The 6771-nt window shown below is 64.3% G+C and carries 9 protein-coding genes; 2 read left to right on the top strand and 7 right to left on the bottom strand.

All coding sequences use genetic code 11. The annotated features are described in order from the left end of the window. Nucleotides 1-235 (top strand): hypothetical protein (locus ACESNB_RS02420; RefSeq protein WP_373003278.1); only part of this gene is annotated, 235 nt, incomplete at its 5' end. A 311-nt stretch (nucleotides 236-546) separates the two neighbouring features. Here ACESNB_RS02420 and ACESNB_RS02415 read toward each other — a convergent pair. Continuing rightward, entirely contained in the window at nucleotides 547-1437 is an 891-nt protein-coding gene (locus tag ACESNB_RS02415) for a LysR substrate-binding domain-containing protein (protein WP_373003275.1), read from the bottom strand. Nucleotides 1438-1567: 130 nt separating this feature from the next. On the opposite strand from ACESNB_RS02415, the gene ACESNB_RS02410 reads away from it, so the two are divergent. Next, a complete protein-coding gene (locus ACESNB_RS02410; protein WP_373003272.1) occupies nucleotides 1568-2035 on the top strand; it encodes an SAM-dependent methyltransferase in 468 nt (155 codons plus the stop codon). Here the strand turns inward: ACESNB_RS02410 and sigJ are convergent. From sigJ to ACESNB_RS02380, 6 genes are all read right to left on the bottom strand, one after another. Continuing rightward, the gene (sigJ, locus tag ACESNB_RS02405) at nucleotides 2026-2904 is read right to left on the bottom strand and encodes an RNA polymerase sigma factor SigJ (protein WP_373003269.1); all 879 of its coding nucleotides are present in this window, start codon (nucleotides 2902-2904) and stop codon (nucleotides 2026-2028) included. The two genes, ACESNB_RS02410 and sigJ, sit on opposite strands and share 10 nt — an antisense overlap. Next, nucleotides 2901-3443, bottom strand: coding sequence for a hypothetical protein (locus ACESNB_RS02400; RefSeq protein WP_373003266.1), 543 nt, complete (start codon nucleotides 3441-3443; stop codon nucleotides 2901-2903). The genes sigJ and ACESNB_RS02400 overlap by 4 nt, the downstream gene beginning before the upstream one ends. Next, the gene (locus tag ACESNB_RS02395; RefSeq protein WP_373003263.1) at nucleotides 3440-3826 is read right to left on the bottom strand and encodes a hypothetical protein; all 387 of its coding nucleotides are present in this window, start codon (nucleotides 3824-3826) and stop codon (nucleotides 3440-3442) included. The genes ACESNB_RS02400 and ACESNB_RS02395 overlap by 4 nt, the downstream gene beginning before the upstream one ends. Before the next feature lie 77 nt (nucleotides 3827-3903). After that, complete coding sequence (locus ACESNB_RS02390; RefSeq protein WP_373003260.1) at nucleotides 3904-5397, bottom strand: aspartate aminotransferase family protein; 1494 nt, start codon at nucleotides 5395-5397, stop codon at nucleotides 3904-3906. Between the two features lie 50 nt (nucleotides 5398-5447). Beyond that, nucleotides 5448-5840 (bottom strand): DUF3147 family protein, encoded by a 393-nt coding sequence (locus tag ACESNB_RS02385; RefSeq protein WP_373003257.1) that lies wholly within the window; start codon nucleotides 5838-5840, stop codon nucleotides 5448-5450. A 3-nt stretch (nucleotides 5841-5843) separates the two neighbouring features. After that, the gene (locus ACESNB_RS02380) at nucleotides 5844-6461 is read right to left on the bottom strand and encodes a helix-turn-helix transcriptional regulator (protein ID WP_373003254.1); all 618 of its coding nucleotides are present in this window, start codon (nucleotides 6459-6461) and stop codon (nucleotides 5844-5846) included. Nucleotides 6462-6771 lie beyond the last annotated feature (310 nt).

The raw sequence follows: 6771 nt of genomic DNA, 5'->3' as shown, positions 1-6771 counted from the left end.
TACTGGCCCGCGCATCCGCGCCCTTCAGGCCGTCATCGACCAACCCGAAGCCGACGCCAAACGCTTCGCTCGCTGGATCGCCCGGCGCAAGGCCAGAGGCCATCCGCGCCCGGTCGCGTTCGCCTTCCTGAAAATTCCCGGCATCAACCGCAAGCGCCTCGAACCCATGGTCAAACAGGACCTGCGCTTCTTCAACGACGCCGCGTTCCACAAAGCGACAGCGCCGCCGGGCTAGCGCCACTGCCGGACAAGATGCCACCTCAGGGGCTTATCCTGAGCGAAGTCGAAGGACGGGCCCTGTGCCATGGAACCCCCTGCGCGCGGCCCGTGCCCGTGCCCCAAATCCAAAGCAAAAAAACCCGGCTGCGAATGAACGCGCCGGGTTTGAGTATCGGGCCCCGAAGGGGGGAGGAAACGCCCAACCGGAGGAGATTGGGAAATGCCCGGGGCCCTTGGCATACATGCTAAATAGGGATTGTAGCCTGCGGCGCAACCTGCATGACCGCAGCTCACCCATGCAAATATGCATCTAACAAAACCGTAACATTAGCTTTGGTGCATGGATGGCCGTCGCAACGGCTCCGTCTCGGCTGTCACGAAGTCACGGAACGCCGCCACACGCTTGGATCGGCGCAGGTCGCTCGGATAAACGAAGTAGAGATCGAAGATCGGCCCGACATGGTCCGGCAGAACTTTCACCAGCCGCGGCATCGCGCTCGCCATGTAATCAGGCACATCGGCAATGCCGAGCCCGGCATCCACGGCCCGCAGCATGGCGAAGACATTGTTCAGCTTCAGCGACGCCGGGCGCGGCGGGCTGTCATCGCGGCCCACCCGGCAGGCAAAGCTCATCACGTTGAGCAGCGAGCTTTCGTCGCCATAGGCAATGATGCGGTGATTATCGAGATCCTGCGGCGTGCGCGGCACGCCTTTCTGCTTCAGGTATTCCGGCGAGGCATACAGGCTCGTCGCCACGGTGCCGAGCTTGCGCTGGATCAGGTCGGCCTTGTCCGCCGCCCATAGCCGGATTGCGCATTCGGCTTCCAGCTTCAACAGGTCATATTCCCTGTCTTCCAGACGCAGGTCGAGATGCAGGTCGGGATGCTTGCGCGAAAAGCTGCCGAGCCGCGGCACCAGCCAGGTCGAGCCAAAAGCCACCGGCGCCGACACGATCAGCTCGCCTTGCGGGGTTTCCTGCTGGTCCTTGAGCGCGGTGCCCGCCATCGCGGCGGCCGCCGCCATCTCCATCGTCGACCGGAAAAGCGTATGCCCGCTATCGGTCATCACCAGTCCTCGCGCATGGCGCTGGAACAGGGACACACCCAACTGCTCCTCCAGCGCCGCAATCTGGCGCGACACAGCCGACTGCGATATCCCCAGGCGCTCGCCTGCGGACGTCAGGCTGCCCGCTTCGGCTGCCGCGTGAAAGGATTTCAATTTGCCCCAATCCATGGTGAGCGTTTGTGACGCTTCTTTGACCCAGCGGCAAGGGAAGAATCGACAGAATAGGCCATTTCCGGATTTCCCGATAAGCTTGTAGCTGTCCCATTTTTCAGGGAGATGTGCGATGCCTGATCCGTTCCTGATGAAACCGGTCGGCCACGTCCGCTGCGACCGGTCGGAAGCCATCGATGATGACTGGGATTCCGTCCCCGCCCGCATTGAACTCGATACCGCCCTGTTCGATGCCGAAGCGCTGATGGGGCTGGAAACCTTCTCCCATGCCGAAGTGATTTTCCTGTTCGACCAGGTGCCCGACGCCAAGATCGTCACCGGCGCGCGCTACCCGCGAGGCAACACAGACTGGCCGAAGATCGGCATCTTTGCCCAGCGCGGCAAGAACCGCCCCAACCGTCTCGGCGCCACGATCTGCGAGATCCTCTCCGTCGACGGCACTGTGCTCCATATCAAGGGTCTCGACGCGATCGACGGCACGCCCGTGCTCGACATCAAACCGGTCATGTCGGGCTTCCAGCCGCGTGGGCAAATGCGCGAACCCGGCTGGGCAAAAGAGATCATGCAAACCTACTGGTAGGCCGCAACCGGCAGCTTGTCGGGATTGCGCATGATGTAGAGCCAGGCGATCCGCCCGGACGCATCCGGCGCCAGTGTCAGCACGAAGTCGATCCGGCCGCCGAGCCAGCGCAAAAGCGCCGGCGCGCCATTGACCTCGACCACACCCAGCCGCCAGTCCGTTGCCGCGCCCGACCGGCGCATCACGGATGCAAACACGGTCAGGATGTCCTGCGCGCCAACCAATGGCCGCAGCGCAGCGCTCGCCTTGCGCCCGCCATCGCTCAGCGCCGTAGCGCCGGGCGCCAGCAATTGCCGCGCCGCCTCGAAATCGTCCGCCGCAACCGCCGACAGGAAGCGCGCGATCAGCTCACGCACCTGGCCATCCGGCGCATCAAATCGCGGCCCGCTTTCCTGCAGCCGCCTGTGCGCTCGGCTGACCAGCTGGCGGCACGCCGCTTCGGACTTTCCCAGCGTCGCCACGATCTCGTCATATCCGGCATCGAACGCCTCGCGCAGGATGAAGGCCGCCCGCTCCGCTGCGCTCAGCCGCTCCATCGCCCATAGCAGCACCAGCTCGCACTCCTGTGCAATCTCGAACCGGGCACCGGCTGCCTCCGCCTCTGCGGCAAACAGCGGTTCAGGCAACCACGGCCCCGGATAGGCGTCCCGCTTCACCCGCGCTGCGCGTAGCGCATCGATCGCGATATGGGTCGCCGTCCGCCTCAGCCACGCGGCCGGATTGTCAATCGCCCCCGGATCAATCCGCGACCAGCGCAGCCATGTATCCTGCACGGCGTCTTCGGCCCCGGCCCGCTCGCCGAGCATCCGGTAGCACAGCGCCGTCAGCTTGGGCCGCTCCGCTTCGAAGATCGCCGTGGCCGGATTCATGACGCCTTTCTCACCTCCACTGGCACGTCGCCAAATTGCAGCCGCGTACAGGCCATGCCATGGCCGAGGCCGCGTTTGAACACAGGATACCACCGACCCGTCGCCGCCGCGAATGACGCCGCCACGACCGCCTCTTTCCCGAACCGGGCCTCGATCTCCGCGCGCAGGTCATCCGCTATCGGATCACCTGAAATCGCCGCCTTCGCAAACCGGAATCCCATGCCGACATCGCCGGCCTCGGCGTCCCGGCCTTCGGCGCAGAGCTGCAGCTTTGCCGGGTTGCCGCCGGCCTGAATCACCATGTTGACGACGAGCTGCGCCCACGGCCCGCAATCGCCGTCCAGCGTCGAGGCCAGCATCGCGCCTGCCATGACTTCACCTGCCGCCGGTGGTCCGCGAAAGCCGGTCGCGTAGGGGAACGCCGCCATGCGCATCCCGGCCTTGGACGACGTGTTGATCACGTCATACATATAGGCCGTGTCATAGTCATAGCGCTTGCCGAAGGCGCGCGCCTGCCTGTTCAGGAACCATCCGATCATCGCACCGCCCTCGCCGACTGGAACTGCAAGGCCGCTATCAATGCCAGCCAGGCCGGCAACTGGATGCCGACAAGGTTGACCAGCGCGATCTCATCGAACGGCACACCGCGGCCAAACCAGATCCAGATGTGGAACAGTGCATGGAAACAGGGCCAGGCCGCGCCGAACACGGCCGCCGTGACATCGCGCTTCCAGGCGCCCCAGCCGAGCGCCGCCGCGCTGGCCAGGTAGGCCAGTGCCACATCCCGGATGAAATGCAGGTTGAACGGCCCCACCATCGCCACGCCGGGCGTGCGCTCATACCAGGCATGCGGGGCAAACCCTATATAGCCGGCCAGCCCCAAATTCAGTATCGCCACCCCAATCAATATTCCGCGCCACATCGGCCATCTCCTTCTCGCTGCTCCCATGACGAAACAGCCTCCGGTTTTGTGACACAGGTTCGCGCGTGCGGCGTCCGTCAGGCCTTCAGCGCCGCCTCCCGCACCGCCGCTACTTCCGGCGACGCCGCGATCCGCACGATCTCGGCCAGCAATATATCGAGGTCCTTGCGCGCCGTGCGGTGATTGGTGATGTTCACCCTTATCGCCGTCCGGCCATGAAGCTGCGTCGTCGACGGGGCCGCGATCCCCTGCTCCTGCAACTGGATCACGATCTCATCGTTCATCGCGTCGAGCACAGGGCCCGGCAGGCCATCGACCACATGCCGGAAGCAGCAGATGTTCAGCGCCACCGGCGCCAGCAATTCCAGTCCCGGCGTCCTGGCCACCTGCTCGCCCAGATAGGATGCCTGATAGCAGTTGCGGGTAATCATCTGCCCGAGCCGCTCGGTGCCGAACTCGGCCAGCTGCGCCCACACTTTCAGCGCCCGGAATCCGCGCGAGAGTTCCGGCCCGTATTCCACCGGCCACGGGTTTCCGCCTGCCAGCCCGCGTTCCTTGGCCTTCAAATAATCCGGCCGGTCGGTGAAGGCGGCGCGGTGCAGCGTCTCGTCCCGGATCAGGGCAAAGCCGGCATCATAATTGACGTGCATCCATTTGTGGAAATCGAAGGCCAGCGAATCTGCCCGCTTGATCCCGGTCAGCCGGCCCCGCGCCCGCTCCGACAGCACACCCAGCGCGCCGAACGCGCCATCGATATGGAACCAGAGGTTTTCCGCTTTCGCGAGGTCGGCGAGGTCTTCGAGCGGATCGATCGCGCCGACATTCACGGTTCCCGCCGTGCCGATCACGACGAATGGCGTCAGCCCGTCTGCGCGGTCCTTCGCAATCGCCACCTTCAGCGCGTCCATGTCGATCTCGAACCGGTCATTCGCCGGGATTCGCCGCAGGGCATCCGTGCCGAGGCCGACAAGGTCGAAGGCCCGCGCGACACAGGAATGCGTCTCGGTCGACGTATAGCCGACCAGGCCATGCCCGCAGACGCCCTCCTTGCGGCTGGCAAAATCGAGGCGCGCATCCCGCGCCACCTTGATCGCAATAATCGTCGCCATTGACGTGCCGGACACGACAATGCCGCTGGCGGTGTCCGGAAACTCAAACAGCTCGCGGCACCAGCGGATCACCTGCTTCTCGACATAGATCGCGCCATGGTCGCGCCCGCCGACATTGGCATTCATCGACGACGCCGCCATTTCCGCCAGGATGTTCGACGGCGTGCCGGAACCGTGCACCCAGCCGAAGAAGCGCGGATTGGTATTGCCGGCGCCATAGGGCAACAGGGTCTCCATACGGCTGATCACGTCCTCCGTGCCCCAGCCCTCGCGGGGCAGCGGTGCCTTCAGCGTGTCCTTGATCGCGTCCGGCAGTTCGGTCCACACGCGGCCCTGCCGGCTCGCCTGCATTCGGTCGATGGCAGCGTCCAGCATGCGCTGCGCCTGCGCGCGGAATGCGTCCCAGTCATCGGGGTCCAGCGAGACTTGCGGTGTGGGTTCGTCATAGGGGGTATCGGTCATGTCGGCCTATTCACCTGCTTTCGCGGAACATGCAAAGCACTTCCCGAGCGTCATGTGCAAAATGCATCCCTTCTCCCTTGGGAATGCGGCTGCCAGAGCCTGAGCCCGAATCGCGGGCCAATCCACGTCATCAGCAGGTAGAGCGCAATTGTCAGAAGGCATCCCGCCACCAGTGACGGCCAGAATCCCCATCCCTGCCGCAACAGGGCCGGGATCAGCAGGAACATTGGCAGCGACGGCAACACGTACCAGAACGTGGCGCTGGCATGATCGGCCAGATTGGCCACGTCGGGCTTGTCGCGCCACAGCCAGATCATGCCCAGCACGGACACAAGCGGCAGCGAGGCGACCAGCGCCCCGAACCCGGGATTGCGCTTGGCAATCTCGGACACCGCCGCGATCAGGATGCCGGACACAAGCGCCTTGAGAATGAGATATGTCATGCGCTACTGGCTCGCCCAGAGGATACGCCCGATCCAGGCGATCTCGTTCGACTTGAAACTGCGCATCGGATAATCCGGGTTCAGCGACGCCAGCTCCACCGTCCGCGTATTGCGCCGCGCCAGCACCTTGGCCATCACTTCGCCGCCTGTCGTCTTCGCCACGACCCGGTCGCCCGGTTTCACCTCGGCGCCCGGCGCAACAATGATCCGGTCGCCCGCGCGATAGGCCAACTCCATGGAATCCCCGCTGATCTGCAACGCGTAGACCGGCTCGTCGCCGAGGCCCGGAAACCGCACCTCTTCCCAGCTGCCGCCGACCGGGAAGCCCGCATCGTCAAAGAAGCCGTCCTGCCCGGCCTGTGCAAAGCCGATCAGCGGTGCCAGCCCGCCCCGGCGTCCCTCCACCATAGCGGCAAAATCATCGAACCCGCTGCCGACTGCGGCCAGCACGCGTGCAAGGCTCTCCGTCGAGGGCCAGCGCAGTCGCCCGTCGGCGCCTTCACGTTTCGAGGGGTTGAACGCCGTCGGGTCCAGTCCCGCGCGTTTCGCAAGGCCGGAAGCCGACAGGCCATGATGCGCTGCCAGCTGGTCTATTCCCCGCCAGATATCCCGGTGCTGCATGGGAAACGGCCCTGTTCTGTCCACCAACCCCATTGGTAATAGGTATATAATCCTATTGTCAAGCCACCTGAACGGGGCCCGCCTGCAAGGTGGACGCGCAAGGATATATGCGTGCCGTCCCGCGTAGGCGTCTTGCAGCCGCCCGGTCTCATCTGGGTAGACATCCATCTTTAAAGCACATCCGCGACAAAAGGAATCGTGAGGGATTCCCTTTTGCTTCGAACTCTGATTCTCCTGTTCGGCAGGAGGATTTGTCGATGGCAGTTTCGTATTCGCTTGATTTTCGCCGGGCTGTTGCGGCCCATGTTGG

Source organism: Hyphomonas sp. (assembly GCF_041689225.1).
GTDB lineage: Bacteria > Pseudomonadota > Alphaproteobacteria > Caulobacterales > Hyphomonadaceae > Hyphomonas.
The sequence above is the reverse complement of the archived record's forward strand: the minus strand, read 5'-3'. Positions and strand labels throughout refer to the sequence as shown.

Excerpts from the sequence above, each read along its gene's own strand:
- ACESNB_RS02410 (WP_373003272.1), top strand. The coding sequence starts at position 1,568 with ATGCCTGATCCGTTCCTGATGAAACCGGTCGGCCACGTCCGCTGCGAC.
- sigJ (WP_373003269.1), bottom strand. The coding sequence starts at position 2,904 with ATGAATCCGGCCACGGCGATCTTCGAAGCGGAGCGGCCCAAGCTGACG.
- ACESNB_RS02400 (WP_373003266.1), bottom strand. The coding sequence starts at position 3,443 with ATGATCGGATGGTTCCTGAACAGGCAGGCGCGCGCCTTCGGCAAGCGC.
- ACESNB_RS02395 (WP_373003263.1), bottom strand. The coding sequence starts at position 3,826 with ATGTGGCGCGGAATATTGATTGGGGTGGCGATACTGAATTTGGGGCTG.
- ACESNB_RS02390 (WP_373003260.1), bottom strand. The coding sequence starts at position 5,397 with ATGACCGATACCCCCTATGACGAACCCACACCGCAAGTCTCGCTGGAC.
- ACESNB_RS02385 (WP_373003257.1), bottom strand. The coding sequence starts at position 5,840 with ATGACATATCTCATTCTCAAGGCGCTTGTGTCCGGCATCCTGATCGCG.
- ACESNB_RS02380 (WP_373003254.1), bottom strand. The coding sequence starts at position 6,461 with ATGCAGCACCGGGATATCTGGCGGGGAATAGACCAGCTGGCAGCGCAT.